The sequence below is a fragment of the Sphingomonas sp. GW821-FHT04B01 genome, from assembly GCF_059420425.1.
On sequence record NZ_JBWKTR010000002.1, the window covers coordinates 1 to 25,512 of the forward strand.

26 protein-coding genes, 2 tRNA genes and 1 pseudogene are annotated in these 25,512 nt (G+C 65.7%); 19 read left to right on the top strand and 10 right to left on the bottom strand.

Going from position 1 to position 25,512, the window contains the following annotated elements; translation table 11 throughout:
* The 4 genes from AC07UH_RS06255 to AC07UH_RS06270 all read left to right on the top strand — a co-directional run.
* The coding region (locus AC07UH_RS06255; protein WP_495180467.1) for a Dps family protein at window positions 1–456 on the top strand (456 nt) is incomplete at its 5' end.
* 279 nt (window positions 457–735) lie between these two features.
* Window positions 736–1,152 carry a hypothetical protein gene (locus tag AC07UH_RS06260; protein WP_495189930.1) on the top strand — a complete coding sequence of 139 codons (417 nt, stop codon included), beginning with the start codon at window positions 736–738 and terminating at the stop codon, window positions 1,150–1,152.
* Entirely contained in the window at window positions 1,149–1,643 is a 495-nt protein-coding gene (locus AC07UH_RS06265) for a DUF427 domain-containing protein (RefSeq protein WP_495180465.1), read from the top strand. The genes AC07UH_RS06260 and AC07UH_RS06265 overlap by 4 nt, the downstream gene beginning before the upstream one ends.
* 47 nt (window positions 1,644–1,690) lie before the next feature.
* Window positions 1,691–3,115: a deoxyribodipyrimidine photo-lyase gene (locus tag AC07UH_RS06270; protein ID WP_495180464.1), complete on the top strand. Its 1,425-nt coding sequence runs from the start codon at window positions 1,691–1,693 to the stop codon at window positions 3,113–3,115.
* Window positions 3,116–3,228: 113 nt separating this feature from the next.
* Here the strand turns inward: AC07UH_RS06270 and AC07UH_RS06275 are convergent, their stop codons facing one another.
* Window positions 3,229–4,008: an SDR family oxidoreductase gene (locus AC07UH_RS06275; RefSeq protein WP_495180463.1), complete on the bottom strand. Its 780-nt coding sequence runs from the start codon at window positions 4,006–4,008 to the stop codon at window positions 3,229–3,231.
* Between the two features lie 513 nt (window positions 4,009–4,521).
* On the opposite strand from AC07UH_RS06275, the gene AC07UH_RS06280 reads away from it, so the two are divergent.
* The 5 genes from AC07UH_RS06280 to AC07UH_RS06300 all read left to right on the top strand — a co-directional run bounded on the left by AC07UH_RS06280 (window position 4,522) and on the right by AC07UH_RS06300 (window position 7,567).
* Entirely contained in the window at window positions 4,522–5,070 is a 549-nt protein-coding gene (locus AC07UH_RS06280) for a hypothetical protein (RefSeq protein WP_495180462.1), read from the top strand.
* A gap of 331 nt (window positions 5,071–5,401) precedes the next feature.
* On the top strand, window positions 5,402–6,370 hold the full coding sequence (locus tag AC07UH_RS06285) for a magnesium and cobalt transport protein CorA (protein WP_495180461.1): 969 nt from the start codon (window positions 5,402–5,404) through the stop codon (window positions 6,368–6,370).
* 145 nt (window positions 6,371–6,515) lie between these two features.
* On the top strand, window positions 6,516–6,779 hold the full coding sequence (locus tag AC07UH_RS06290; protein ID WP_137898540.1) for a hypothetical protein: 264 nt from the start codon (window positions 6,516–6,518) through the stop codon (window positions 6,777–6,779).
* Window positions 6,780–6,791: 12 nt separating this feature from the next.
* Window positions 6,792–7,307, top strand: a complete 516-nt coding sequence (locus AC07UH_RS06295) for an SAM-dependent methyltransferase (RefSeq protein WP_495180460.1) — start codon at window positions 6,792–6,794, stop codon at window positions 7,305–7,307.
* Entirely contained in the window at window positions 7,304–7,567 is a 264-nt protein-coding gene (locus tag AC07UH_RS06300) for a hypothetical protein (protein ID WP_495180459.1), read from the top strand. Before AC07UH_RS06295 ends, AC07UH_RS06300 begins: the two co-directional genes overlap by 4 nt.
* Window positions 7,568–7,829: 262 nt before the next feature.
* On the opposite strand, the gene AC07UH_RS06305 is transcribed toward AC07UH_RS06300, so the two are convergent.
* Together AC07UH_RS06305 and AC07UH_RS06310 are read right to left on the bottom strand one after the other, a co-directional pair.
* Entirely contained in the window at window positions 7,830–8,534 is a 705-nt protein-coding gene (locus tag AC07UH_RS06305) for a hypothetical protein (protein WP_495180458.1), read from the bottom strand.
* Complete coding sequence (locus tag AC07UH_RS06310; RefSeq protein ID WP_495180457.1) at window positions 8,531–9,736, bottom strand: glycosyltransferase family 4 protein; 1,206 nt, start codon at window positions 9,734–9,736, stop codon at window positions 8,531–8,533. Before AC07UH_RS06310 ends, AC07UH_RS06305 begins: the two co-directional genes overlap by 4 nt.
* Window positions 9,737–9,888: 152 nt before the next feature.
* Between AC07UH_RS06310 and AC07UH_RS06315 the strand changes: the two genes are divergently transcribed.
* Entirely contained in the window at window positions 9,889–10,563 is a 675-nt protein-coding gene (locus AC07UH_RS06315) for a response regulator (protein ID WP_495180456.1), read from the top strand.
* A complete protein-coding gene (locus AC07UH_RS06320; RefSeq protein WP_495180455.1) occupies window positions 10,560–11,909 on the top strand; it encodes a sensor histidine kinase in 1,350 nt (449 codons plus the stop codon). The genes AC07UH_RS06315 and AC07UH_RS06320 overlap by 4 nt, the downstream gene beginning before the upstream one ends.
* Window positions 11,910–11,948: 39 nt before the next feature.
* Here AC07UH_RS06320 and AC07UH_RS06325 read toward each other — a convergent pair whose 3' ends face one another.
* The gene (locus AC07UH_RS06325) at window positions 11,949–12,452 is read right to left on the bottom strand and encodes a homogentisate 1,2-dioxygenase (RefSeq protein WP_495180454.1); all 504 of its coding nucleotides are present in this window, start codon (window positions 12,450–12,452) and stop codon (window positions 11,949–11,951) included.
* A 161-nt stretch (window positions 12,453–12,613) separates the two neighbouring features.
* Here AC07UH_RS06325 and AC07UH_RS06330 point away from each other — a divergent pair.
* Together AC07UH_RS06330 and AC07UH_RS06335 are read left to right on the top strand one after the other, a co-directional pair.
* Window positions 12,614–12,745 (top strand): annotated as a pseudogene (locus AC07UH_RS06330) (helix-turn-helix transcriptional regulator); the annotation flags it as partial.
* Between the two features lie 4 nt (window positions 12,746–12,749).
* Window positions 12,750–13,670, top strand: coding sequence for an alpha/beta fold hydrolase (locus AC07UH_RS06335; protein WP_495180453.1), 921 nt, complete (start codon window positions 12,750–12,752; stop codon window positions 13,668–13,670).
* Window positions 13,671–14,014: 344 nt separating this feature from the next.
* Here the strand turns inward: AC07UH_RS06335 and AC07UH_RS06340 are convergent, their stop codons facing one another.
* Complete coding sequence (locus AC07UH_RS06340) at window positions 14,015–15,121, bottom strand: helix-turn-helix transcriptional regulator (protein WP_495180452.1); 1,107 nt, start codon at window positions 15,119–15,121, stop codon at window positions 14,015–14,017.
* A 575-nt stretch (window positions 15,122–15,696) separates the two neighbouring features.
* On the opposite strand from AC07UH_RS06340, the gene AC07UH_RS06345 reads away from it, so the two are divergent.
* On the top strand, window positions 15,697–16,806 hold the full coding sequence (locus AC07UH_RS06345; RefSeq protein WP_495180451.1) for an alkene reductase: 1,110 nt from the start codon (window positions 15,697–15,699) through the stop codon (window positions 16,804–16,806).
* A gap of 107 nt (window positions 16,807–16,913) precedes the next feature.
* On the opposite strand, the gene AC07UH_RS06350 is transcribed toward AC07UH_RS06345, so the two are convergent.
* Together AC07UH_RS06350 and AC07UH_RS06355 are read right to left on the bottom strand one after the other, a co-directional pair.
* Complete coding sequence (locus tag AC07UH_RS06350; RefSeq protein WP_495180450.1) at window positions 16,914–17,555, bottom strand: hypothetical protein; 642 nt, start codon at window positions 17,553–17,555, stop codon at window positions 16,914–16,916.
* 151 nt (window positions 17,556–17,706) lie between these two features.
* Window positions 17,707–17,783: transfer RNA gene (locus tag AC07UH_RS06355), tRNA-Pro, on the bottom strand.
* Between the two features lie 315 nt (window positions 17,784–18,098).
* Here AC07UH_RS06355 and AC07UH_RS06360 point away from each other — a divergent pair.
* Window positions 18,099–18,725, top strand: a complete 627-nt coding sequence (locus AC07UH_RS06360; protein WP_495180449.1) for a hypothetical protein — start codon at window positions 18,099–18,101, stop codon at window positions 18,723–18,725.
* A 96-nt stretch (window positions 18,726–18,821) separates the two neighbouring features.
* Here the strand turns inward: AC07UH_RS06360 and AC07UH_RS06365 are convergent.
* Window positions 18,822–18,897 (bottom strand) — tRNA-Thr (locus AC07UH_RS06365).
* 32 nt (window positions 18,898–18,929) lie between these two features.
* Complete coding sequence (locus AC07UH_RS06370) at window positions 18,930–20,258, bottom strand: replication-associated recombination protein A (RefSeq protein ID WP_495180448.1); 1,329 nt, start codon at window positions 20,256–20,258, stop codon at window positions 18,930–18,932.
* Window positions 20,259–20,423: 165 nt separating this feature from the next.
* On the opposite strand from AC07UH_RS06370, the gene AC07UH_RS06375 reads away from it, so the two are divergent.
* Together AC07UH_RS06375 and AC07UH_RS06380 are read left to right on the top strand one after the other, a co-directional pair.
* Entirely contained in the window at window positions 20,424–21,017 is a 594-nt protein-coding gene (locus AC07UH_RS06375) for a PadR family transcriptional regulator (RefSeq protein WP_038666204.1), read from the top strand.
* Window positions 21,014–21,304, top strand: coding sequence for a DUF2218 domain-containing protein (locus AC07UH_RS06380; protein ID WP_495180447.1), 291 nt, complete (start codon window positions 21,014–21,016; stop codon window positions 21,302–21,304). Before AC07UH_RS06375 ends, AC07UH_RS06380 begins: the two co-directional genes overlap by 4 nt.
* A gap of 432 nt (window positions 21,305–21,736) precedes the next feature.
* Here AC07UH_RS06380 and AC07UH_RS06385 read toward each other — a convergent pair whose 3' ends face one another.
* Entirely contained in the window at window positions 21,737–22,879 is a 1,143-nt protein-coding gene (locus AC07UH_RS06385) for a glycosyltransferase family 4 protein (RefSeq protein ID WP_495180446.1), read from the bottom strand.
* Window positions 22,880–22,950: 71 nt separating this feature from the next.
* Here AC07UH_RS06385 and AC07UH_RS06390 point away from each other — a divergent pair, with 71 nt between their 5' ends.
* Together AC07UH_RS06390 and radA are read left to right on the top strand one after the other, a co-directional pair.
* A complete protein-coding gene (locus AC07UH_RS06390) occupies window positions 22,951–23,649 on the top strand; it encodes a glutathione S-transferase N-terminal domain-containing protein (protein WP_495180445.1) in 699 nt (232 codons plus the stop codon).
* A gap of 366 nt (window positions 23,650–24,015) precedes the next feature.
* Window positions 24,016–25,386 (top strand): DNA repair protein RadA, encoded by a 1,371-nt coding sequence (gene radA, locus AC07UH_RS06395; RefSeq protein ID WP_038658717.1) that lies wholly within the window; start codon window positions 24,016–24,018, stop codon window positions 25,384–25,386.
* The last annotated feature ends 126 nt before the right edge of the window (window positions 25,387–25,512 follow it).

Genomic DNA, 25,512 nt, shown 5'->3' on the forward strand with positions numbered 1-25,512 from the left:
GTGGAAATCCTGAACCAGATTCTGGTCGATACCATCACTCTGCGCGACATGTACAAGAAGCACCATTGGCAAATGTCTGGCGCGACCTTCTACCAACTGCATCTACTGCTCGATAAGCATTTCGAGGAGCAGTCCGACCTGGTCGACATGATTGCGGAGCGGATCATGGCGTTGGGCGGTATCAGCATCGCCATGGCGCCCGACGTGGCCGAGATGACCCGCATCCCTCGCCCTCCCAAGGGACGCGAAGATGTTCCCTCACAGCTCGCGCGTCTACTCGAAGCGCACGAGATCATCCTGCGTCAGGCCCATGAAGGCGCGGAAGCCGCGGACGAGTCCGGCGATGACGGCACGAACGATTTGCTGGTCAGCAACATCATTCGCACCGGCGAGCCGCAAGTCTGGTTCTTAGCCGAACATCTTGCGGCAACCGAACTGGTACGTCCCAACGCATAAGCCTCAGCGGGTGGCGCACACGTAATCTCCGTGTGCGCCACGTTCCATACGAGGCGAATTGGAGATGAACAGATGTCCAAATATGGGAGCAACGAAGGAGCGCAAAAATGGCTGAAAGTGGATTGGATCAGACAAAGCGGCCGTCTGAAAGAGGGCGCAGTAGTCCATGATAGTCGTCAACGTACCAATCATTGCTTTCCGCTCGTGATCAGCCAACAACATTTCGGCTGTGCGACTTAATCGCTCCCGTTCGTTGGGCGGGTAAGGAGTAACATGCCGATGACCCATCGCATTCTTATCACCGGCGCGAGCGTCGCCGGCAACACCGCTGCCTGGTGGCTGGGGCGCGCTGGCTTCGGCGTCACCGTGTTCGAGGGCACGCCCGGGTTTCGCAATGGCGGCCAAAACATCGACGTGCGCGGTGTCGGCCGCGAGGTGTTGCGCCACATGGCGCTGGAGCCGGCGGCATTGAACCTGAGTACAGGCGAGAAGGGCACTGCCTGGGTAAACAAGAACGGCAAGATCACGGCGGAGTTTCTAACCAACGATACGGGTGCCGACGGTCCTACCGCGGAGGTGGAGATCTTGCGTGGCGACCTCGTTCGGCTGCTCTACGAACCGGCACGCGAGCGCGCGACCTACCGGTCCCGGCCGCACTTGCAGCCGTTGCCGGCCCGGCTCGAGGCGCGGACATGAGGCCGCGTCCAGATCCGGTCGCGTCCGGTCAGGAAAGCGTGTGGCGCTATCCCCGACCCGCCATCGCCGCGCCCAGCGATCGGCATATCCGCATCGAACATCACGGCGTCCTCGTCGCGGACACCCATGCGGCCGTCCGGACGCTGGAAACCAGCCATCCGCCGACCTGGTATCTGCCGCCGGTCGATCTGACGCCCGGCCTCCTGCAACGGTCGGAGCGACAATCGTTCTGCGAGTGGAAGGGCCATGCGGTCTACTGGCACCTGATGATCGGCGGCGAGCTCTTGCACGACGTGGCGTGGAGCTATCCCGATCCGACGCCGGGCTTTGCCGTGATGCGCGACCATGTCGCCTTCTACGCCGGTCCGCTCGATCACTGCACGGTCGACGGCGAACAGGTCCGTCCCCAGCCGGGCGGCTTCTACGGCGGGTGGATCACGTCCGACCTCGCCGGGCCCTTCAAGGGCGCGCCGGGCAGCATGGGATGGTGACGCCCCCTCTGCCCCCCGGCCTTCACGACTGGTGGGAGGCACCGCGCGTGCGGCCGTTGAACGAGCGCGTAGGGAAGCCTGACGGTCGCTACGTTCTCTGCTGGCTCCAGCAGGCGCTGCGCGCGCGCGATAATCCCGTGATCGATGCGAGCATCCGGCTCGGTAACGCACTTGGGCTCCCGGTGCTGGTCTATCATGGCGTACGCGAGGATTATCCTTACGCCTCCGACCGGCTGCATCGCTTCATCCTGGGAGCCAGCCGCGATTTGGGGACCGAATGCCGCGACCGCGGCCTCGCCTGCGTTCAGCACGTCGACAGGGCAGGCCACCGGGAAAAAGGCCTCGTCCATCGCCTCGGGGCCGAGGCGGCGGCGATCGTGCTTGAGGATCAGCCGACCTTCGTCGCGCGCTGGCAGGCCGGGCGGGTCGCAACCCGCACCGCCGTGCCCGTCTATGCAGTCGACGCCGCCTGCTTGGTGCCACCGGCGGTGCTGGGTGACGGCATCGGCGGCCGGTCGGCCTTTCTGCGCCGCCACGAGCCCGAGCGTGACGGCTGGATGAAAACGCAAGACGTGGTGCCGCAGCTGCCGGTCTATGCGGGACCGCTGCCGTTCGTCCCGGATGCGTTGGACGCGTGCGATCTCGACGGCCTGGTCGCCGGGCTCGCGATCGATCACACGCTGCCGGTCAGCGCCATGCATCCGGCCGGGCGGGGTGCGGCGGCCGACCGGCTGCGTCGCCTGACAACTCAGGTGCTACCCGGCTACGCCTCGACCCGCAACGACGCCACCCGGCCCGACGGCGCGAGCGGGCTGTCGCCCTATCTGCACTTTGGCGTGCTCGGTCCTAGGGAGGTGATGGCCGCCGTCGCTGCCGCTGACGCAGGCAGCCAACACAAGCGCAAATTTGCCGATGAGCTGCTCGGCTGGCGCGAATGGTTCCACTTCCAGGCGCGGGCGCTCGCCGCACCGGAACGCTACGATCGCATACCAGCATGGGCGTTGCAGACGCTCTCAGCTCATGCCGGAGATCCAAGGCCCGAGCTGGAGACGCTGGAGGCGCTGCTTCATGGCGAGACGCGCAACGAAACTTGGAACGCCTGCCAGAGGCAATTTCTGGCCGACGGGTGGATGCACAACAACCTGCGGATGTACTGGGGCAAGCGCCTCCTGGCGATGACGCCCAGTCCCGAGGCGGCATGGGCGACCGCCTGCTATCTCAACGATCGACTGAGCCTCGATGGTCGCGACCCGTCGACCTACGGCAATATCGCCGCCATGTTCGCGAGCTCCCCATCAGACCGCGAGCGGCCGATCTACGGCCGCGTCGCGACCCGCGGCGACGGCTCTACCCGCCGCAAGGCAGGCGGCGATGCATGGCTAACGGCCGCCGCGTCAAGGCCCGTCCCGCAGGTATCGACTCCCGTGGAGGTGCCCGTCGATCCGTATCTCACCGGCGAGCCGACGATCTAAAGCATAGTGGAACCGGTTTTGTGAGGCGTTCGATTTTGCACTGAGGTCGGTGCGGCGACAGGTCTTCACGCATGTCGGAAGGCCTGTGGCCGACCACCTGACGGGCAGCACGTTCAGCTCGGTTGGTTACCCTCTTCACGCTGCTTGGCGGCGCGCTCCGTCAGCGTTTTCAACGCCTCGTCGAAGCGGCCCTCGCGTTCAGCCTGACGCAGGAACTGGACCTCGTCGACAAGGATTTCGGCTGGCGTAGGTTGCTGGGCGAATTGCATGGCGACAGCATCGGCGAACGCGTCGAGCGGCATGTAGCCTGGTCGGTTCGCCTGTCCTGGCGTGAGGTCGGTCTGCACGCCCGGCGGGGCCAGCTCGATCACCTCGATCTTGCCTGCCAACTGGGTCCGGAGCGAGACTGAGTAGGAGTGGATAGCTGCCTTGGTCGCCGAGTAGGTCGGCGCCGCCACCAGCGGCACATATGCAAGGCCCGAGGTGACCGTGACGATCGCGGCATCGGGCTGACCCATAAGATGGTCGATCAGCGCGTTCGTCAGCCGGATCGTGCCGAGTATGTTGATCGCCAGCGTCGCTTCGGCGTCGGCCAGGTCGCGCCGACCCGTCAGATCCTCAAACTTCATGATGCCGGCATTGTTGAACAGCACGTTCAGCGCCGGAAAGTCGGCTACGACCTGCTTGGCGAAATCGTCGACTTGCGCAGCGTCTTCGACATCCAGCGTCATGGTATGGATGCGATCACGCCCATCTGCCGCCCGCTGAAGCGCCTCTTGGCGTCGCCCGGCGATTATGACCGTGTCACCGCGATCATGGAAGCGGTGCGCCAGCGCTTCGCCGATACCGCTGCCTCCACCCGTCATCAGGATCGTGTTGCCGCTAATCTTCATGGTTGATCGCTCCGCATCGGGAAAAGGTCGTCGGCTCAGAATGATCGCCGCACCGGATCGTTCATCGATGCCTGAGCCGGCGCGTCGACATACCTGAACGAGCGACCGAATTCGGTAGAGCCTCAACCTGTCCTGAATGACTGCAACTGGGCGGAAGCGGAAGCGATACCCACCAATCGCCCGTGATCGCATAATGAACGGGTGTCCGAAGATGGTGAGCGCACAAATTGGTTTGGCAGTCGGCTTCCGGGTCCGAACGGTTATGGCCTGCCGAACATCGCTATCATCGATGCCTGCCGTCGATCTATGCGCCAGTGAGGTCGGTGGATGCCGTAAATGTGCAAGAATATCCCGGAATGCTATCGACGGCCGGCCGGGTACGTCGTGCTGAATGGCCGCTCGAAGCGCAAGCGAGACAGCAATCGCTATGCCGGCACTATGAAGAAATCTAAAATCAATCTCGAGATGCTACGTCGCGCGCGATAGCTGAACTGCCACAACAAGGATTGTGGCATGCCTGCTCGACATCGTCTGCAACCCGTCGATTTTGGTCTCCGTGCTGTCGGTGCACTTCTCTGCTGCATCGCCTACGTTGCGATCGCGCATCTCACGGCCATGCACATCCGGCCTCGATCGGCAGGAGCGCTCGCCTACGGCCTGGCCACGGCCGGCTTCTTGGGTGCGAGTGCGGGCAGCGCCATGACCGTTCTCGGTCATCATCTCTTCGATGCAATCGAGGTGAGCCAGCGGTGGCAGCACCGGCCTCAAGCCATAATGCAATCGTATCTTCAACCGGAGTTTGCAACTGCGATGGACAGGTCGGATGTCGAGATGCTGGTCGTCGGTATGGATGCCGACGGCGGCTGGACGGTACTAGGCGGCGAAGGGTGGCTGCTCGGACGTTTTCCCACAAGACAAGCGGCCCAGCATTACGCGCGCGACCAGCGGCGGCAGCGTCCGGCCATTTCGATCGCGTCGTCATCGGGCCATCCTCCCCGGCTTGAGGGGCGTCTCAGCCTGGCAAGCGTGCAGCGGCCCAACGGATCTGTCGGGAATGTATGACATGGGCCACCGCCTCTGCGGTCTCGCCACGTTCGTGTTGGGATGTCTCGGATGGCTGCTCGTCATCCACGGCAGGGCGCTATTCAGGCGTGGAGATCGGTCAACGGGTATAGCAGGACGCGCGCCATATCCCAGCTTCCGCTCGAGACTGATAGCGCCGATCACTGCAGCCGGGCGCGCCTACGATACGCGACATGGTGCCTTGGCGATGAAGACGCGGCACGCGGCGGCTTCAGGGCAGGCATCGGCCGGCCGGCACGCCAGCGAAGGGACGGGTTGCCCGGGACATCAAAGCGCTGTCACCATCCGGCCGCGGCGTTAAACGATATCAATGCCTGTCATTGCTGCCTATCTATACCGGCATGGCCGCCGGGTACGCGAGATTGCCATCGACGAGCGCGTCGACTGCCCAATCGATCGGTCTGAGTTCGTCTGGATCGGGCTGACCGATCCGTGCGCGCAGGAGGTGGATCATCTCCGGCAGCTCTACGGTCTCCATCCTCTTGCGGTGGAGGATTCGCTGAAGGACGGGCAGCTGCCCAAGGTCGACGTCTACGGCGACCAGCTCTTCGCCATCGGCCGCACGGCCTATCTCGACGGCGGACATATCGTCTATGGCCAGACCGCCGTCTTTTTGGGGCATAGCCACATCATCACCGTGCGGCAGGGCTCGGTCCGCTCGCACAAGCCGCTGCGAGCACATCTGGAAGCATCGCCCGATCTGCTCGGCCAAGGCTGCGACTACGTTCTGCATGCGATCCTCGATTTCATCGTCGACGGCTATCTGCCGTTGGTGACGGCGCTCGAAGACGAGGTCGCCGCGATGGAGCAGCGGATGCTCGACACGTTCCTCGACCGCGCCGAGATCGCGCGCATTTTCGCGCTGCGGCGCGAGCTGATGCGCTTCGACCGTATCCTGGTGCCGATGGAGGAGGTCGCCCGCAAGCTCGCCAAGAACGACCTGCCGTGCATCGATGAGGAAGCGCGCCATTATTTCCGCGATGTGCTCGACCATGTCCGCCGGGTCGAAGCGATGGCCAGCGGCTTGCGCGAAGTCCTGACGTCGGTGTTCGAGTTCAGCAACCTGATCGAGCAACAGCGCACCGGCACGATTACGCGCCAGCTCGCCGCCTGGGCGGCAATCCTCGCGGTGCCGACCGCCATCGCCGGCATCTATGGCATGAACTTCGAGCATATGCCCGAACTGCATAGTCCCTACGGTTATCCGGTGACGTTGGGCGTCATCCTGACCGTCTGCGTGTCGCTATACTGGCAATTCAGGAAGGCACGCTGGCTCTAGCCGACGGCTGGAATGCGACGAACCGTTTGCAATGCTATGCGCGCGCTATGCCGTCTCCGCAAATCGACCTCGAATGGCTATGCGCGGCTGCGTAGCTATGCCGGGCGGGCGCAGGACGCCCGATCATAGAGGCAATCGAGGCGACATGTCGTCTGAACCCATTGCGGAGCCCGACGAACGCGGGCTCGTCATCTACGTCGGTCAAGATGTGGCGGGTCACTGGCTGGTGCAGGACAATTGCAGGAAGCTGGAGGGCCGTTTCGTCTCCCGGAGTGCGGCGCTGAGTTTCGCACATGCCGAACGCGACATCTATCATGCACGCCTTGAGCTGAGCGCGCTGCCCATGGTGCCGCTCATCCCCTTCGGTCCCGTCGCAGCCGAAGGGCATATGCCCCTTCGCGCCGCCTGACAGGATCCGAACATGACACCCGAGATGACGGTCGGCACCATGCCGACGTGTTTCCGCGCGTATCGTCGCGCCTCCCAGGCACCCGGCTGCCGAACCGTTCGCGCTGACCGACGTTGGCCGCAGATCGCTGCAGCCCTCGGAGAACTGCGGGAGCGCGGTCGCCATGCGGTGCGTATCGTCGATGCCCAGTGCGCCTGCGGTACGCTTCTTATCGTGGCGGCGCGCCACGCTCACACAATGGGATTCACAGGCATCGAGGCACGCGGGATCGACCACTCGCCGGCGCGCATCGGACGGGCGCGGGCGGCGGCCAACCGTCTGCGCGATCCGGCGATAGGCTTTCGCTTCGATGTCGCCGATACGGTGCAGGCGCTCGCCGAAGAGGCCGACTTCCCGGCGGACATTGTTTTGTGGCACGACCAATCATCAGGCGGTTTGCAAGCCGGCATCCGCGAGGCGGTGGCTGCTGCAGGCGACCTCATCATTGGTGATCCGGCGCCTGGTACGTTCATGAAGGCGGCGGCATGACTCGTCGCGACCTGCAATGGAAGGCGGTTGGCTTCGTCCTGACCGCAGGCTCCTGTGCGATGTCGCTCGCGCTCGACGGTTCGCCGCTCATGATTGGCTTCTTCTTCCTGGCCTTCGTCGGCTTGCCGCTGATGATCCACGGCAAGCGGGTGGGCCAGGCACTCCGTGCCGAACGAGGTGGGCATTATCACACCGCCGACGTGCTGCACGCCGCCCGACTTCGCCGACGCCTCAAGCGTGACGGCGATTCCGACTTATGATCCTCGCGGAGCAGATCGCCGTCGTTGCGCAGGAAATCAGCATCGTCCGCCGGATACAGTTCGAGCTTCAACCGCCCTTTGGCGCCATGAAGGCCCTGGACCCGGACCGTGACGAACGGCCCCGCGCCGGCGACGCAACGGCCATCGCCCGGCAGCGCTGCCGAGGCAGGTTGAACCGCGCAACCCGTGCCGATGAGCGCCGCAAGACGACAGAGCGTCATCGCAAGCCGGGCCGGTCGGGCGGGATAGCCGGCAGCCATGCTCATAGCTGGTGCACCATGCGAAGCCCGGCGCGGGGCCGCCACGTGCTGCCCTCGTCGCGTGCCGCCCCGAGGCCGAACTGCAGCTGAATCCGCCGGCTCAGGCCCTGTTGCAGCTGCGGCATCACCAGCGTCGAACGCGCGCGGCCGATCCTCAGGTTGACCTCGACCCCCGCGGTACTCGCGGCGGCGATATCGTAGAAACTGGTATGGTTGATCAGCAACGCGCGGGTCTCGGCGCCTGCTGCGCCGACATCGCCGATGCCGACCATCGTCAGCGTGCTGGTCCTGCGTCCGAACCGATTGCCGATCACGTACAGCACCGAACTCTGGAAGCGACGATGCTCGCGGTTCCACAGGCCGAGATATTGGACGCCGTGGATGCCGCGGCCCCGATTGAACTGGCCGAACGTCCCTTGCAGGCCGAGCTTATATTCGGTGACGTGGCGATCCTCGAACGGCAGCTCGAGCTCGATCGCCATATTATCGGCAAAGGCATATTCGATTTCGGGCGCCCATTCGACCGTCCGATGCGGGCCGGACAGGCTGCGCTGCGCCAAGGCGTTGATCTCCAGTTCGCCGCGCCGGGCGCCGAGCGGGCGAACGAGGTCGAAGACCATCGGCTCGGCGATCACCGGCGCATCCTGTGCTTCGGCATCGGCGGGGAAAGCCGCGAGCAGCAGGAGACCGAACCACAGCCGGGTCATCGCGTCGCCGCGCGCGCAAGCAATTCGGTATAGGCGTCCCATACCATGGCGGAGGCGCGATCCCAGCTATAGCCGGCGCTTGCCTCGCGCGCCCGCCGGCCGATCGCTCGGCGCCGCTCGGGAAACATGACGAGACGGGCGAGCGCTTCGGTCGCGGCATCGAGATCTCCCGCCGGATAGAGGAGACCGCCACCGTGATCGAGCAAGGCCGCGGCGCTCGGCGCATCGACGCTGACGGTCGGTAGGCCGCTCGCCATGGCTTCCAGCGTGACGTTGCCGAACGCCTCGGTGACGCTTGGATTGAAGAAGATATCGGCGCTGGCGACAGCGCGGCCGAGCGCGGCGCCGTCAAGATGGCCGGTCAGTCGCGCGGCCGGCAGCCGCTGCCGCAGCCATTCGCGCTCCGGTCCATCGCCGATGACGAGCGGTTTGACCGCGACGCCGGCACCGGCCAGCCGGTCGATGACCTCGACATAGTCCGCCAGCCCCTTTTCCCGGACGAGGCGGCCGAAGAACAGGACGGCACAGTCGTCGCCGGTGATATCGTTGACGCGCCGCCACGATAGGTCACGGCGGGCGGGATCGAACTGATGACGGTCGACGCCGCGGCTCCACAGTCGCGCCACCTCGCCGAGACCTTCGGCGGCGAATTCGTCAAGGATCGGGTAGGTCGGCACAAGAACACAGTCGCACTTGCGATAGAAGCGCCGGAGATGGCGTTCGATCGCCGGACGGACGAGGCCTGCACCATAAAATCGGGCGTAGGTTTCGAACCGGGTGTGCAGGCTGGCGACGAGTGGCACGTGCAGTGCGCGCGCGAGGCGCTGCGCGGCTAGCCCTGTCCAGTCGGGCGCCGAAACGTGGATCAGGTCCGGTTTGAAGCTGTGGATGTCGCTTCGCAGCCGGGAGGACAGGCCAAGGCCGAGGCGATAGTCGCCGCGTCCGGGAAGACGGACCGATGGCACGGAGACCAGTGTGCCGCTAGGCGCGAAGGCGGGATCGGGGGCGGTGGGTGAATAGACGCGAACCTGTGCGCCTCGCTGTTCGAGGTCTTCGACAAGCCGGTTGAGCGCGCGATTGGCGCCGTCGCGGACATAATTGTAATTGCCCGAGAACAGCGCGATGCGGATGGCGGGCCGGGTCTGCGCGCCGGGCATCGGATCAAGCGGAATCGGACGCGCGCGGGTGGCGGCGGTCGCCATTGTCGAAAACTCCATTTCGAGAGCGAGGGATCGGCCGTCGCCGCAGCGACGGCGGCGCGGGTGCTGGAGATCGGCTAAATCCGCTGGATTACGTGAACCTTACGTCGCGCCGACGAAGACAGGGCGGGGCAACTGGGCTAGCCGGAGCAACGATGCGCTTGTTGATCATCGAAGACAGTGCCGATCTGGTGCGGATGCTGCGCCGCGTGTTCGAGGGCGCGGGGCTCGCACTCGATCATGCCGGCACCGCGGAGGACGGCCTGCTGATGCTCGATGTCGGTCATTATGCCGCGGTCATCCTCGACATCGGTCTGCCCGATCGCGACGGGCGCGAGGTGGCGCGGGCGATGCGGATGCGCGACGATCCGACCCCGGTCCTCCTGCTGACCGCGCGCGGCAGCGTCGCCGACCGCGTGTCCGGCTTCGATGCCGGTGGCGACGACTATCTCGTCAAGCCGTTCGCGCCGGAGGAACTGGTCGCACGCGTCCAGGCGCTGCTGCGGCGGAGCGGGATGGTCGCGCATCGCGAGATCGTCTGCGGCAATATCGTTTTCGACCCGGCATCACGCGACGTCCGCATCGCCGGCGTCGTGACGGTGCTGTCGGCGCGCGAGCTCAGCGTGCTGGAAGCGCTCATTCACCGCCACGACCGCGTCGTCGCCAAGACCCAGCTCGAAGCGCAATTGTTCGGCATGGGCGACGAACTCGGCTCGAACGCGCTTGAGGTGTATGTTCACCGCCTGCGCCGCCGATTGGCCGAGGCGGCGGCGAGCGCGCAGATCGTTACGGTCCGCGGAGTTGGCTATATGCTGGTCGCATCGGCGTGAGGATCGTCGGCCCCCGCTCGCTACTGTCGCGCATCCTGTTGTGGCACGGGGTGGCGGTGATCGTCACCGCACTCGCCGTATCGCTCGGCGTCTACCTGTTTCTCGAAGCCACCGCGGACCATCTCGAACGGCAGACGTTGCGCTCGCAGGCGCTGGCGGTGCAGCGCGCGCTCGTTATCGACCGCACCGGCAGGCCGGGCATCGCGATACCGCGCGATGCGGTCGCGCCCGGCACGGCGGCGGGGATGGGCTATGTTGTGGTCGATCGTAGCGGCCGCGCGCTGCTGGCCTCGTCCCCCGCGCCGCCGATCATGTTCCGCCACATACCGCGCAAGGCGGAGGCGGCCTATTTCTCCCGTCGCTCGCGTCACAGCGTCTATTCGGGGTTGAGCGTACCGGTCGTCGTGAGGGGGCGGTCGATGTGGCTGGTAGCGACGCAAAATCTCGACCATCCCGCCAATATCGTCGATGATATCGTGCGACAGTTCCTGTTCTATGGCGTGCTGATCGTGCTGCCGCTGTTGCTGATCCTGCTCGCAATCGACGCGCTGATCGTGCGGCAGGCACTGCGCCCGGTACGCCGCGCCTCGGCACTGGTTCGCACCATCGCGCCGACGCGGCTCGACGTGCGGCTGACCGATCCGCGCCTCCCGCTTGAGGTCCGCCCGCTCGCCGAGGCAGTCAACGTTGCGCTCGACCGTCTGACCGACAGCCTGCGGATGCAGCGCGATTTCACCGCCGACGCGGCGCATGAGCTGCGCACGCCGATCACCGTCGCGCGCGTCCGCGCCGGTGAAATCGCCGATGCGGCGCTGCGCGATGCATTGATCGGCGATCTCGACTCGCTGACACGGACCGTCGGCTATCTGCTCGATATCGCCGAGATGGACTCGTTCGATACGCTGCCGCTGGAAAGAGTCGACCTGTCGCAACTCGCACGGGAGAGCATCGCCGGAATTGCACCTTTGGTCTTTCGCGGCGGCAAGTCGATCGCGTTGCACGATGCCGACGAGCCGGTCGTCATCCTCGCGCAGCCGCAATTCATCGCCCGCGCCCTGGGGGCGCTGCTCGAAAATGCGGTCAAGCATACGCCTGCGGGCACGCGGATCGATGTCCGCCTCGGTCCCACCAGCCTCTCCGTCACCGACGACGGTCCCGGTATTCCGCAGGCCGAACAGGATGAAGTCTTTCGGCGATTTTGGCGACGTGATCGTAGCACGGCGGTGGGCGCCGGACTTGGATTGGCGATCGTGCAGCGCGTCGCGGAGATCCACGGCGGGAGGGTCGTTCTCGACTCGCAGCCAGGGCAGACACGATTCACGATCCAATTCAAGAAACAGGCGTGATACGGGCGCCCAGGCCGCTTCGCGACAGTGTGACAACGCTTAGGAAAGGCGCGACACCATCAGCCGCAACGACGCCGCATCACTCCCAGCAACCTGCAACAGATACCGTCCTGGTTGCAGATCGAAGTCGACTATCTTGCGAACTGTCGAGCAGGCAGGACCATGGCCATGGGCAACCGATGTGGCCGGCGTGGTCCCGCGCAGAACGTCGATCCAGGCAGCGGCCCCGAGGGCTATGCGGTAGCGACCGGCGGTCGGCACCACGAACGCAAAGATCCCGCCGTTACTGGTCGAGCCACCGGGCTTCCCCGGACGAATGGCAAAGGTAATTTTCGACATCGGCAGCAGCGTCGCGGTTATACCAGTGCCGAGCGTCAGCGCCGCTGCTGCCTCGCTGCGTGCGGCCGCTTTTGCTGGCTGCGCTTGCGCCCATCCTTCCATACCTGCCGGCAACGCTGTGGGACCCCCGGTACAGGGTGCGGTCTGCATCGGCATGGCCATCGACTGTGGTGTGGCGAGCAGGAGGGCGAGAGCGAGCGGCATGGCGTCTTCTCCGTTGGGCGATGGCGATGCATACGAGCGAGCTTAGTATCTGACCAGATACGGTCTCTTCGTTCGCAAGGTTCGTCAAGCACGCTTGACGTAAAGCATGCTTGCCATGTAAAGCGTCCTTCACAGCGATTCGAAGGAGCTTCGTAATGCCTGAGGTCAGTCGGCAGAGCGTCAACGCAATCGAGACCGGGCGCTACGACCCCTCGCTCCCGCTCGCCTTCCGCATCGCCGAACTCTTCGCGCTTCCCATCGAAACCATCTTCATCAGCCCGTCGAAGGAGTAGATCCATGAACCGCATATTCGGCCTTCGCCTTGCCGCCGTCGCCTTCACGCTCGGCGTCGTCCTCCAGCCATCGCCAAGCCATGCCTCGCCCGCTGCACCCGCTCGATCGTCCGAGGTCCGGATGGACCACATCTCCATCGTCGCGACCGGCAGGGGCAGCCCGGTGATCCTGATCCCGGGCCTGTCCTCCCCACGCGCCGTCTGGGACGGCGTCGTGCCGGGGCTCGCGACGAACCACCGCGTCTTCGTCGTCCAAGTCAACGGCTTCGGTGGCGACGCGCCGGGCGCGAACCTGACACCGGGTGTGCTCGACGGAATCGTCGCCGACCTCCACGCCTTCATCGCCAAGGAGAAGATCGCCGGCGCCGCAGTGGTCGGGCACTCGATGGGCGGGCTCGCCGCGCTGATGCTGGCCAAAGCGCATCCGACCGACGCGGGCAAGCTGATGATCGTCGATTCGCTGCCGTTCATCGGCACGCTCTACTCCCCCGCCGCGACCACCACGCTGATCGAGCCGCAGGCGCGCGCCATGCGCGAAGCGCAGGTCGCGAGCTACGGCAAGCCTGTGAACGAGGCGGCGGCGGCCGCGATCGCCGACCGGCTCGCCACCAAGCCGGAATCGCGCGCCAAGGTTGCTGCCTGGGCCAAGGCCGCCGACCCACGTGTGTCTGGACAGGCGATGTACGAGGATCTGACCACCGACCTTCGTCCCGTCATGAAGGACATTACGGCGCCGATCACGATGGTCTTTCCCTGGGGCGCCGGCGGGCAGACCAAGCCATTGGCCGAAGCTATGTACAAGGGCGCTTATGCCGATGCGCCACAGGTGACCTTCATCGACATTGGCGACGCTGCGCACTTCGTGATGCTCGACCAGCCCGCCGCGTTTCAGGCGGCGGTGACGGCGTTCGCGAACGCCAGATAGGCTGCCGACGTATACGGATCGATCATGGTCTTTCCGATGACATGCCCTACGGCGATCGACAGGGCGAGGTTCGCGACCCCGCGGGCAACATCTGGTGGGTGTCGCAGCGGACGACCGCGGACCCGTATTCCGACTACCGCCCCCGCTTCTGGCGCGTTCGATCGATATTCGACGCTATTGCTGTCATCGCATGTGCTACGCGGGCGGTGACGGGCATCTCGCAGCCTATGATATCCGATCCTTGAGCGAACAAGCGAGTCGAGGCCCATTTATGCGACGCGACCTCGCCCCGGATGCGTGAGCGGTCAGACCTATGAGAGCTGCCGCTGCGTAGTTTCGTAGGCTTAAGGAAGAGGTGTGCCAGGTGGAGCGATAAATCCTCCGGCCATACGGCCATTCGCGTCGAGAACCGCGGACATCAACACGCCACCATTGGCAAATACAAGATCGTAAACGTCATCCCCCATCTTGCCCTTGCCCCGATAGGCAATCGACTTGAGCTCCCCCATGGATTTGAACATGGGGTGTGACATCGGCATATCTCGGCGCACCAGATCACCGAATTTGGGGGCAAGCCTGTCGTAGTCCGGCGAGCCGCTTGCCAAGCCGGCGACCAGGCGTCTTAGCGCAGCCTCGGTGCCCGGTGATGGCGTCGTCGAAGAAGGAATGCGGTTGCCCGGTTGCAATATGCCGCCGGCCATTCTGCCCTCCGCATCGAGTGCGGCCGACATCAAGACCTCGCCATTGTTGAAAACGAGATTGTAGACGTCATCGTTCTTCATGCCGCGCGAGCGAAACGTTACAGATTTCAGCTCGCCGAGAGCCTGGAACATGGGGCGTGTCATGGGAAGATCTCGGCGAACAACCGCGGCGAATTCCGGCGACAGTTTCTCGTAATTGGGTGAGCCACTCGCGAGACCGGTGACAAGCTGCCGGAGCGCATCTTCAGTGCCTGGTAGCGGCGCTGCGATTGTTGATACTGCAGACGGCGCACCGCCGGCACCGGGCTGAAGTCCCTGTTGGCCGGCATGGCCAGATGCTTGAAGCCAGACGAGAAGGGCGGCTGCCGCGACTAGGATCATAAGGATCGCTCCCGGAGTGATGTAGATGGAGTTGCGCCGCTCCCCCCGCGTGCTCGACGGGGGAGAGAAGGCGGCGGGAACCTCCTCCACGATCGCCGTGGCTCGGGACAGGCCGGACGTCTCGGGTACCAAGCGGTTGGACGCGTCGTCCGCGGCCACCAGCCTGGCCGCCTCGAGCGAGGACGACAGGCCCAGCTTGGCACGCGCCATCTTCAGACGCTTTTCGACAGCGTGAGGAGAGACACCCAGATCGATCGCCATTTCCTTAGCTGTCTGATGGGCCAGACAACGCCTCAAACACTCCCGCTCGCCGTCCGTCAGGCGCCGGATCGCAGCCCGCATGTTGTCGTCTATCTCGTCTGTCTTCATGCAGCTTATGGTAGCGCCTATGGGCAAAGTACCAACTCTGGCATTCTGGTACCGCTCTAGTACTCTGACAGGGTACCAGTCTGTTCCGGCGGCATGCGGCGATCGCCGTTTGGCTTGGATCGACCAGCCGGATCGGCATTTGCAACACGTTGGTGATCAGGCGTGCTGGCTGAGGAGGGGCGCACGCAGGGCTGTCGCAGAAAAGACGGCGCGGTAGCGTTATGCAGGAACGGGTGGTGGCCATCGGGCTGGGTGGCACAAATCGCACGAGGCAACGTAAGGCGCTCCCGTATGAACCTTTCGAAAAGGATGCCCATATTGTTGCAGAGGCCATGGTCGGGCTCGCCTGATGGCGCTGACGAATTTCGGGGATCGGTGGGCCATGAACCACCGATGAGCGAACAATCGCAGGTCACGGTGGCATAGGGGGCGATAGACGATCGCCGACGCGACAGCTGCGTCGTCGTGTCGTGATCGAGAGAGCCGATAGTAATTTCGGCCGAATTCCGGACCGTAATGGCAGTTTGTCCGTTCAGCGCTCCTCATCTGCTACCGCTTGCTGGACATCACCGACCATGCCTGACCATTCCGCATCGCCCATATTGCAGCCCGTCCAGATCGGCGATTTGTCGCTGCGCAATCGCATCGTCATGGCGCCGCTGACGCGCAGCCGTTCCGACGACGATGGGATCCCGCCCGCTTTCGCCGCCGACTATTACGCGCAGCGTGCTGACGCCGGGATCATCATAAGCGAGGCGACCAACGTTTCGCCGCAGGCGGTCGGCTATGCGCTGACACCGGGGATCTGGAACGATGAGCAAGTCGAGGCATGGCGCCCGATCGTGCAGGCTGTCCATGATCGCGGTGGCGTGATCTTCCTTCAGTTGTGGCACACCGGGCGCATCTCCCATCCGGACTTGCAGGGTGGGGAGCTGCCGGTTGCGCCGTCGGCGATCAAGCCGGTCGGCCAGGCGTTCACCAAGGACGGGATGAAGGACCACGTCACGCCACGCGCGCTCGAGACCGACGAGATTCCAGGCATCGTCGAGGACTACCGCCGCGCCGCCAGCAACGCCAAGGCGGCTGGCTTCGATGGGGTCGAGGTCCATTCGGCGAACAACTATCTGCTTGAACAGTTCGTCCGCGACAGCACCAACCAGCGCGCCGACCGCTATGGCGGGTCGATCGAGAACCGTTTGCGCTTCCCGCTTGAAGTCGTTGACGCGGTGGTCGGCGTGTGGGGCGCGGGGCGTGTCGGCATCCGGCTGTCGCCGGCGACGACGATGCCCGGCGAGACGCCGCTCGACAGCACCGTGATGGAAACCTTCGGCACCTATGTCGATGCGCTGTCGCAGCGCGGGCTGCTCTATGTCCACGACATCGAGGGCGTAACGCAGCAGACGCGTGAGGCGGACGGCGTCGATTTCGCCGCGCTGCGCAAGCGCTTCGACGGGACGTACATCGCGAACAACCAGTACACGCTTGCGCTGGCCGAGGAGGTTCTGGCGCGGGGCGATGCCGACCTGTTCAGCATGGGGCGACCGTTCATTGCCAATCCCGACCTCGTTGATCGCCTGCGCACCGGTGCGCCGCTCGCGGAGGCGCCGAAGGACTATTGGTATGGCGGCGGCTCGGTCGGCTATTCCGACTGGCCGACGATGCGCGGCGAACGCGATCGCGGCTGAACCGCCCCCGCTTCTGAAGCCGCTGTAGGATCGAGCCCATTCGAAGGCTCGATCCTACAGCGGGGACTTCGCCAGTTGGCGTGCCAAGTCGTGGCTGCGGCGGCAGTTTACGCTTGATCGGTTGCCAAAACGGCGTTCGCGCCGACCGGGCAGACGCTGACGCCGGCTTTTCGAAACCACCCTCGGCGTGAACCGGCCCATGCCGAGGACCTGCCGATCGTCGTATCCCCGATACCCCGCAAGGCGGCGCCGGCAAGTCCCGCACCGCGGCCGACGGCCATGGTCGTCGGGGCGATCCCGAAGGTAGCGACACAGCTTTCGATCCGCTGCCCGGAGAAGGGGCTACCACCCTGAAGGTCGAAGACCGTATCGGCGACGGCCTTCGCCTCGCAACTGTTCCAGCCGTTGTCGATCAGGCGCTCGTGATCATCGAGGGACCATTTCGCATCGACGCCACGCTTCGACAGAAAGGTCCACGCCTCGGCATAGCGAGAGTTGAGGCTGGCATGATCGATGGCGGGGCTACTGCTGGCGACCTGATCATCAAGAATACGCTGCAACTGCCAGCGCAGCGCGTCACTGAACACCTTCTTAAGCTGATCGGGGTTCACCCCCGACGACGACTGACCGTAACCCATGCGCAATGCTTCCGCCGCAGAACCGAGACGCAAGGCAATGACCCGCGCGTCTCCGAAGCTCATTGCGCCCAACGGTAACGCCAGCGTTAACCGCACGCCCGCGACCGTCATTTTCTTCCGCCATCAATAGCGACTGCCGCGCAGCGCCACGTTCGAAAAGCCCAATTCGCCATCCCAAGGGGTACAGCGAGGGGTACAGTCGGGGGTACAACCGTCACTGATCGCCGTCGTTAAGACGCGAAATCAAAGGCTTGTAGGCGGATGGTCGGGGAGACAGGATTCGAACCTGCGACATCCTGCTCCCAAAGCAGGCGCGCTACCGGACTGCGCCACTCCCCGACGCGTGGCTCCCTTAGGCGCGGGGCGAGGCGGGACGCAAGCGGCAATCGGATCTTCCGGCGACGATCCCGTATCGCAGCGACATCCCTGTTTGCCGATGGTCGTTCGCCAAGCCGCAGTCGAGCGCGCCATCGAAGCATATGCAACCATTTTGGTTGATTGATCACAAGTTAATGGCGCGTCCTACAGACGATGATCCGTCTGCAAATGGCACGCATATAGTTCGCATACCGATGACGGCCGACTTGACGGCGTGCTGCATCCATCCTCTAATTTGTTGATCGACTGGGGAAAGTCGAATCGAGGGGAGTGATCATGAAGATGTCGATGTGCGCGCTGTCGGGCGCGCTTCTTGTTTGCGCGCCTGCGACGGCGCAGACGGCGATGCCGATCATCGCCGGCGCACCGGACGCGGCGGTTCTGCGCGCGGGAACCAGCGTGCCGCTGAAGATGGCGGAAGCTTTGACCACCAACGGCAAGAAGCTCAAAGTCGGGCAGCGCTTTCAATTGCAGACCGCCGAGCCGGTCGCGGTCAACGGCATGACCGTCATCCCGGCGGGCAGCCCGGTGACCGGCGAGGTCACCGAGGTGCGCAACAAGGGCATGTGGGGCAAGTCCGGCCGGATCAACGCCCGCGTGCTGTTCGTACGGGCGAACGGTCGCCAGATCCGCATGTCGGGCCAGTTGGACGACAAGGGCACGACCGGGACGGTGGGCGTGGTCGGCGCGATCGCCGTCATTCCGGTCGCAGGCTTTTTCGTCACCGGTACGAGCGCCAACATTCCGCTCGGCGCGCCGGTGACCGGGTTCATCGATGAGGACGTGCCGGTCGCCTTTGCCGGTGGCGCGCCAGCGGCGATGATCGTAGCGCCAGCGGCTCCGGCCGCGGTGGTGGCGCCGATCAAGGTCTCGCCGGCGGCACCGGCGCCCGCGGGGAAATAGCGTCGGGATGGCGATCCCGCGCCTCGGGATCGCCGCATCGGCGCGCAACGCGACGTACCGGGTCGCATCGGACGGCAGATCCTGCGGGGATGACGATGGTGCCGGTTGCAGGAATCGAACCCGCGACCTTCGGTTTACAAAACCGCTGCTCTACCAGCTGAGCTAAACCGGCAATCGGCGCACTCCATGGATCAAGCGATGCGGCTAGTCCAGAGGGGTTTGCCGCTTGCGGCGCAGCGCGTCCCAATGCGCCAGCCGTTCCTGCAGCCGCGCCTCGAAGCCGCGGCCGCTCGGTTCGTAATAGGTCTGCGGCGGCAGCTCGTCGGGCCAATAATTGGCGCCCGAAAAGGCGTCGTCGGTGTCGTGGTCGTAGGCGTAATCGGCGCCATAGCCGATCTGCTTCATCAACTTGGTCGGCGCGTTGAGGATGTTGGCGGGCGGCATCAGCGAGCCCGTCTCCTTCGCGCTGCGCCACGCCTTCTTCTGCGCCATATAGGCGGCGTTCGATTTGGGGGCGGTGGCGAGATAGAGGCAGGCCTGCGCGATCGCCAATTCGCCTTCGGGCGAGCCGAGGAAGTCGTAGGTGTCCTTGGCGGCGATACACTGAACCAAAGCCTGCGGATCGGCGAGGCCGATGTCCTCGACCGCGGCGCGGGTCAGGCGGCGGAGCAGGTAGAGCGGCTCTTCCCCGGCGGTGAGCATCCGCGCGAGATAATAGAGCGCCGCCTGCGGGTCCGAGCCGCGGATGCTTTTGTGGAGCGCGCTGATGAGGTTGTAATGGCCCTCGCGATCCTTGTCGTAGACCGCGACGCGGCGCTGGAGGAAGCTCGACAGGCCGGCGGGGTCGAGCGGCGCGTCGATCGCGACCGAGAACAAGGTCTCGGCTTGGTTGAGCAGGAAGCGGCCGTCGCCGTCGGCGCTGGCGAGGAGGGCGTCGCGCGCCGGCGGGGTGAGGGGCAGCGGGCGCCCCTCGGCGGCCTCGGCGCGGTCGAGCAATTTGGCGAGCGCGGTGGCGCCGAGGCGGTGCAGGATGAGCACCTGCGCGCGGCTGAGTACGGCGGCGTTGAGCTCGAACGAGGGGTTTTCGGTGGTCGCGCCGACGAGGATGACGGTGCCGTCCTCGACGAAGGGCAGGAAGCCGTCCTGCTGGGCGCGGTTGAAGCGGTGGATCTCGTCGACGAACAGCAAGGTGCGCTTGCCGATGCGGGCGTGCTCGCGGGCCTCGGCGAACGCCTTCTTGAGGTCGGCGACGCCCGAGAAGACCGCGGAGATGGCGACGAAGCGCAGGTCGACCGCGGCGGCGAGCAGCCGCGCGATCGTCGTCTTGCCGGTGCCGGGCGGGCCCCACAGGATCATCGAGGACAGGCGCCCCGCTGCGACCATCCGGCCGATCGCGCCGTCGGGGCCGGTGAGATGCTCCTGCCCGACGACGTCGGCGAGCGTCCGCGGGCGCAGCCGGTCGGCGAGGGGGGCGTCGGCACCCGGGAGGTGGGGGGTCGGCTCCGGTTCGAGGCCGGTGAGCAGGTCTGCCATCGCGCCGAGATAGGCGGGCGGGGCGGGCGCGTCACCCCCCTGCTAACTTCGCTAAACTGACGCTAAGGCGCTATCCTGCCGTAGCCAAAATATATCTTAGAAGGCTCTTGCGCTCGTCTTCTCAAGATATATCTTGGGTACATCGTGATAGCAGAAGGAATGACGATGTTTGGACATATGCATGGCCGCGGTGGACGCGGCTGCGGGCCGCGCGGCGGCTGGGATCGGTGGGCGGCGCAGGCCGAGGGGCGGTTCGAGGGCTTTCGCCACGAAGGACGTGGCGGCGGCGGTGGCCGGCGACGGATGTTCGACGGTGGCGAGCTGCGGCTGGTGCTGCTGCGGATGATCGCCGACGAGCCGCGCCACGGCTATGAATTGATCAAGGCGGTCGAGGAACTGACCGGCGGCGCCTATGCGCCCTCGCCGGGGATGGTCTATCCGGCGCTGACGATGCTCGCCGAGATGGAGCTGATCGCCGAACAGCCGTCGGAGACGGCGCGCAAGCGCTTCGTCGTCACCGCGGCGGGCGAGGCGCACCTCGCCGAGCATGAAGAGCAGGTGGCGATGCTGATGGCGCGGCTGGCCGAGATCGGCGCGCATCGTGCGCGTCATGATCGGGCGCCGATCCGGCGGGCGATGCGCAACCTGCGCGACGTGGTGATGGAGCGGGTCGAGGCGGGCGATCTGTCCGACGATGCGGTGCACGAGGTCGCGGCGCTGATCGACGGCGTCGTCCAGAAGATCGAGCGGCTCAAGTGAGCGTCTCGGTCGCGCGTGTGCCGACGGGGTCGGCGAGCCGCTATCTCCAGCAACTGGCGAAGCATTGGAGCCACAAGATGGCGGTCAGCTTCACCGCCGAGGAAGGCAGCATCGCCTTCCCCAACGGATCGCTGCTGGCGATGAAGGCGGACAGCGACAGCCTCGATCTGGTGCTGACCGTGCCGGAGGGCGAGGACGAGAGCCGGATGCGCGAGGTGGTGGCGAGCCATCTCGACCGTTTCGCCTTCCGCGAGGCGCCGCTGACCTTCGACTGGCGGGCGGGGTAGGGGCGTCCTTCCCCGCAAGGGGGAGGGGGACCGGATGTAATCGATCGGGGTATTGCGATGACCGTTATATCCCCGTCATGCCGGACTTGATCCGGCATCCCGCTTCTTCGTGTCGGAAGAAGCGGGACCCCGGGTCGAGCCCGGGGTGACGGAGCGGGTTTTGGACTGTCATCCGAAGCATTCAGACGGCCATATGCGATAGCGCTGCCCCGCAAGGGGGACGCCGCATATGAACCTCCAAGTGAGTCCGTCGCTCGCCAAACCATCCCCGTCACCCCGGACTGGTTCCGGGGTCCACCCCGCGGCGAGGAAAGCGGCTTGAGGTGAGACCATCCTCTTGCAGCCCGGTGGACCCCGGAACCAGTCCGGGGTGACGGAGAAAATGTGGAAGCGGCTCGATCCTCACTGCCATCCCCCGGGCGGTGGGAAACCTTAGCGGCCGACCAGTTCCAGATAGGTGTCGAGCACGGTCTGGTTGGCGGTGTCCCAACGGTAGGTCGCGGCGCGCGCCAGACCGGCCGCGCCCATTCGCGCCTTGAGCCCCGGTTCGGTGACGATCCGCTCGATCGCATCCGCATAGCCGGCGATATCGGTCGGCTCGACCAGAAATCCGGTCACGCCATGCTCGACGAGATCGACCGCGCCCGTCGCCCGCGCCGCCACCACCGGCACGCCGGCGGCCATCGCCTCGGTGGTGACGTTGCCGAACGTCTCGGTCACCGAGGGGTTGAAGAACACGTCCATCGACGCGACCGCGCGGCCGAGGTCGTCGCCCGACTGGAAGCCGGCGAAGATCGCGCCCGGCGCCTGTTGCGCGAACCAGTCCTGCGCCGGCCCCTTGCCGATCACCAGCACCTTGTGCGGCACGCCGCGCCGGGTGAGATCCTTGATCACCTCCGCGAAGACGTCGAGCCCCTTTTCCTTGACCAGCCGGCCGAGGAAGCCAACCGCGATCTCGTCGTCGCCGATGCCGAGCGCGCGCCGCCAGGCGAGGCTGCGCCGTTCGGGCACGAAGCGATCGTGGTCGATGCCGCGCGACCAGATCGTGATCGGCGTCGTCACCCCCCATTCGCGCAGCAGCGCGCCCATGCTGGGGCTCGGCGGCATCACCCGGTCGACGCGATTGTAGAAGCGCCGCATCAGCGCCTTGATCCACGGTTCGACAAAGCCGATCCGGTAATAACGGAAATAAGTCTCGAACCGGGTGTGGAAGGAGGCGAGGCTGGGGATGCCGTTGCGCCGCGCCCAGCTCACCGCGCCATGGTTGAGCAGGTCGGGCGCGGAGACGTGGACGAGATTGGGGGCGAAGGCTTCGAGATCGGCGCGGGTCCTGGCGGGCAGATAGCGGCCGAGCAGATATTCGGCGCGCCCTCCCGGCATCGGGATCGCCGGCACCGAGACGAGGTCGCCGGTCGGCGGGAAGGCGGGCGGATCGATCGTCGGCGAATAGATGCGGACCGTGACGCCCTGCGCCAGCAGATGGGCGACGAGCAGGTTCAGCGCCTGATTGGCACCATCGCGCGTGTAATTGTAATTGCCGCTGAACAGCGCGACACGAAGATCGGAGGGTTGCATGCTGCCGCCGGCCATAGCGGCGCGATTGCGGCGTGACTATGTCGGCGGTTCAACAGTCAAGGGTGCCGCCGATGACCGATCTGTCCGCCTTTCCGATCACGCAGCGCTGGCCGGCGCAGCATCCCGAGCGGATCCAGCTCTATTCGCTGCCGACGCCCAACGGCGTCAAGGTGTCGATCATGCTGGAGGAGACGGGGCTGCCATACGAGGCGCACCGGATCGACTTCGGCCAGGACGAGCAGAAGTCGGCGGCGTTCGTCTCGCTCAATCCCAATGGCAAGATTCCGGCGATCATCGATCCCGACGGGCCGGGCGGAGCGCCGTTCGGCCTGTTCGAGAGCGGTGCGATCCTGCTCTATCTGGCGGAGAAGAGCGGACGGTTCCTGCCGGCCGACCCGGCCGGGCGGTGGCAGGCGATCCAGTGGCTGATGTTCCAGATGGGCGGCGTCGGCCCGATGTTCGGGCAGCTCGGCTTCTTCCACAAGTTCGCGGGCCGCGACTTCGAGGACAAGCGGCCGCGCGACCGCTACGTCGCCGAGGTGGTGCGGTTGCTGGGGGTGCTCGATGCGGCGCTGGCGGGCAGGGATTGGCTGCTGGGGGCGGACTATTCGGTGGCGGACATCGCGCATCTCGGCTGGGTGAATGCTTTGGTCGGTTTCTACGACGCGGGCGAGCTGGTCGGCTTCGAGCGGTTCGCGAACGTGGCGGCGTGGCTCGCGCGCGGGCTGGCGCGGCCGGCGGTACAGCGGGGGGTGGCGATTCCGGGGTGATCTCGAGTGCGCCGCATGACCGCGCCCAAATCCTCCCCCTTGCGGGGAGGGGTATCGCATATGATTGCGGTGATGAGGTTCGATCGGTTTCCCCATCAGATGCGTCACCCCGGACTGGTTCCGGGGTCCACCGAGCCGCGGGGGAACGGTGTCGGATCAAGCCTTTCTCCTCGCCGCAGGGTGGACCCCGGAACAAGTCCGGGGTGACGGAATAAGCATGGAAGACGACCGGCCCGCACGAGCGTCCATATAACATAGCCTTCCCCTGGCGGGTGAGGACTTGGGCTCGTTCCTCCCCACCGGTGTCCGCGCGGCCCGACCCGAAATCTGTTCCCTTCCCGTTCTCCTTTGCCTATATCGCGCGGCATGGCGAAACCGCAGAAACGATATGTGTGCCAGGCGTGCGGATCGGTGTCGCATCGCTGGGCAGGACAATGTGCCGATTGCTCCGAGTGGAACACGCTGGTCGAAGAGGCGAGCGCGGTGGTCACGCCGTTCCAGGCCAAGCACGACCTGCGCACCGGCGGGCGATCGTTCGAGCTGGTCGGGCTCGACGCCGATATCGTCCTGCCCGAGCGGATGGCGACGGGCATCGCCGAACTCGACCGCGCGCTCGGCGGCGGCTTCGTCGAAGGGTCGGCGACGCTGATCGGCGGCGATCCCGGCATCGGCAAGTCGACGCTGCTGCTGCAGGCCGCCGCCAAGCTGGCGCTCGCCGGCAAGAGCGTCGCCTATGTCTCGGGTGAGGAGGCGACCGATCAGGTACGGCTGCGCGCGCGGCGGCTGGGCATCGGCCATGCGCCGGTACAGCTCGCCGCGGCGACCTCGACGCGTGATATCCTGACGACGCTGTCGATGGGGCCGCCGCCGGCCTTGCTGGTGATCGATTCGATCCAGACGATGCATTCCGACCTGATCGAGGGTGCGCCCGGCACGGTGAGCCAGGTGCGCGCCTCGTCGCAGGAGCTGATCCGCTTCGCCAAGGAGCGCGGCACCGCGCTGGTGCTGGTCGGCCACGTCACCAAGGACGGATCGATCGCCGGCCCGCGCGTGCTCGAACATATGGTCGACACCGTGCTGGCCTTCGAGGGCGAGCGCAGCCACCAATATCGCATCCTGCGCGCGATCAAGAACCGCTTCGGCGGGACCGACGAGATCGGCGTGTTCGCGATGCAGAGCGAGGGGCTGGCGGAGGTCTCCAATCCCTCCGCGCTGTTCCTGACGCAGCGCGACGAGGGGGTGACGGGGACGACGGTGTTCCCCGCGCTGGAGGGGACGCGGCCGGTGCTGGTCGAGATCCAGGCGCTGGTGGTGCGGCTGGCGAGCGGCGCGACGCCGCGCCGCGCGGTGGTCGGCTGGGACAGCGGGCGGCTGGCGATGATCCTCGCGGTGCTCGAGGCGCGCTGCGGGCTGAGCTTCTCCAATGCCGAAGTCTATCTCAACATCGCCGGCGGCTATCGCGTGCAGGACCCGGCGGCGGACATGGCGGTGGCGGCGGCGCTGGTCTCGGCGCTGTCCGAGCGGCCGGTGGCGATCGATGCGGTCGCGTTCGGCGAGGTCGCGCTGTCGGGCGAGATCCGGCCGGTGGCGCATGGCGCGCTGCGGCTGAAGGAGGCGGGCAAGCTGGGGTTCGAGCGCGCGCTGGTGCCGGCGGCGGTGGCGAAGGAGGAGAGCACGCTGCGGATGACGGGGTTCCGGACGCTGGGCGAGTTCGTGGATCATATGCTGGGGCGGTGACCGGGGGGAGGGGCGGGCTGCCGCTTCGTCGGTCCGCTCCGTCCGGCGCTTTCCCCATTCGTCATCCCGGCGAAGGCCGGGACCCATGGACACCGCGCCGCCAGCGATGGCACGCACCATCCACCG

Excerpts from the sequence above, each read along its gene's own strand:
- AC07UH_RS06260 (WP_495189930.1), top strand. The coding sequence starts at position 736 with ATGACCCATCGCATTCTTATCACCGGCGCGAGCGTCGCCGGCAACACC.
- AC07UH_RS06265 (WP_495180465.1), top strand. The coding sequence starts at position 1,149 with ATGAGGCCGCGTCCAGATCCGGTCGCGTCCGGTCAGGAAAGCGTGTGG.
- AC07UH_RS06275 (WP_495180463.1), bottom strand. The coding sequence starts at position 4,008 with ATGAAGATTAGCGGCAACACGATCCTGATGACGGGTGGAGGCAGCGGT.
- AC07UH_RS06280 (WP_495180462.1), top strand. The coding sequence starts at position 4,522 with ATGCCTGCTCGACATCGTCTGCAACCCGTCGATTTTGGTCTCCGTGCT.
- AC07UH_RS06285 (WP_495180461.1), top strand. The coding sequence starts at position 5,402 with ATGCCTGTCATTGCTGCCTATCTATACCGGCATGGCCGCCGGGTACGC.
- AC07UH_RS06290 (WP_137898540.1), top strand. The coding sequence starts at position 6,516 with ATGTCGTCTGAACCCATTGCGGAGCCCGACGAACGCGGGCTCGTCATC.
- AC07UH_RS06295 (WP_495180460.1), top strand. The coding sequence starts at position 6,792 with ATGACACCCGAGATGACGGTCGGCACCATGCCGACGTGTTTCCGCGCG.
- AC07UH_RS06300 (WP_495180459.1), top strand. The coding sequence starts at position 7,304 with ATGACTCGTCGCGACCTGCAATGGAAGGCGGTTGGCTTCGTCCTGACC.
- AC07UH_RS06305 (WP_495180458.1), bottom strand. The coding sequence starts at position 8,534 with ATGACCCGGCTGTGGTTCGGTCTCCTGCTGCTCGCGGCTTTCCCCGCC.
- AC07UH_RS06310 (WP_495180457.1), bottom strand. The coding sequence starts at position 9,736 with ATGGCGACCGCCGCCACCCGCGCGCGTCCGATTCCGCTTGATCCGATG.
- AC07UH_RS06315 (WP_495180456.1), top strand. The coding sequence starts at position 9,889 with ATGCGCTTGTTGATCATCGAAGACAGTGCCGATCTGGTGCGGATGCTG.
- AC07UH_RS06325 (WP_495180454.1), bottom strand. The coding sequence starts at position 12,452 with ATGCCGCTCGCTCTCGCCCTCCTGCTCGCCACACCACAGTCGATGGCC.
- AC07UH_RS06335 (WP_495180453.1), top strand. The coding sequence starts at position 12,750 with ATGAACCGCATATTCGGCCTTCGCCTTGCCGCCGTCGCCTTCACGCTC.
- AC07UH_RS06340 (WP_495180452.1), bottom strand. The coding sequence starts at position 15,121 with ATGAAGACAGACGAGATAGACGACAACATGCGGGCTGCGATCCGGCGC.
- AC07UH_RS06345 (WP_495180451.1), top strand. The coding sequence starts at position 15,697 with ATGCCTGACCATTCCGCATCGCCCATATTGCAGCCCGTCCAGATCGGC.
- AC07UH_RS06350 (WP_495180450.1), bottom strand. The coding sequence starts at position 17,555 with ATGACGGTCGCGGGCGTGCGGTTAACGCTGGCGTTACCGTTGGGCGCA.
- AC07UH_RS06360 (WP_495180449.1), top strand. The coding sequence starts at position 18,099 with ATGAAGATGTCGATGTGCGCGCTGTCGGGCGCGCTTCTTGTTTGCGCG.
- AC07UH_RS06370 (WP_495180448.1), bottom strand. The coding sequence starts at position 20,258 with ATGGCAGACCTGCTCACCGGCCTCGAACCGGAGCCGACCCCCCACCTC.
- AC07UH_RS06375 (WP_038666204.1), top strand. The coding sequence starts at position 20,424 with ATGTTTGGACATATGCATGGCCGCGGTGGACGCGGCTGCGGGCCGCGC.
- AC07UH_RS06385 (WP_495180446.1), bottom strand. The coding sequence starts at position 22,879 with ATGCAACCCTCCGATCTTCGTGTCGCGCTGTTCAGCGGCAATTACAAT.
- AC07UH_RS06390 (WP_495180445.1), top strand. The coding sequence starts at position 22,951 with ATGACCGATCTGTCCGCCTTTCCGATCACGCAGCGCTGGCCGGCGCAG.
- radA (WP_038658717.1), top strand. The coding sequence starts at position 24,016 with ATGGCGAAACCGCAGAAACGATATGTGTGCCAGGCGTGCGGATCGGTG.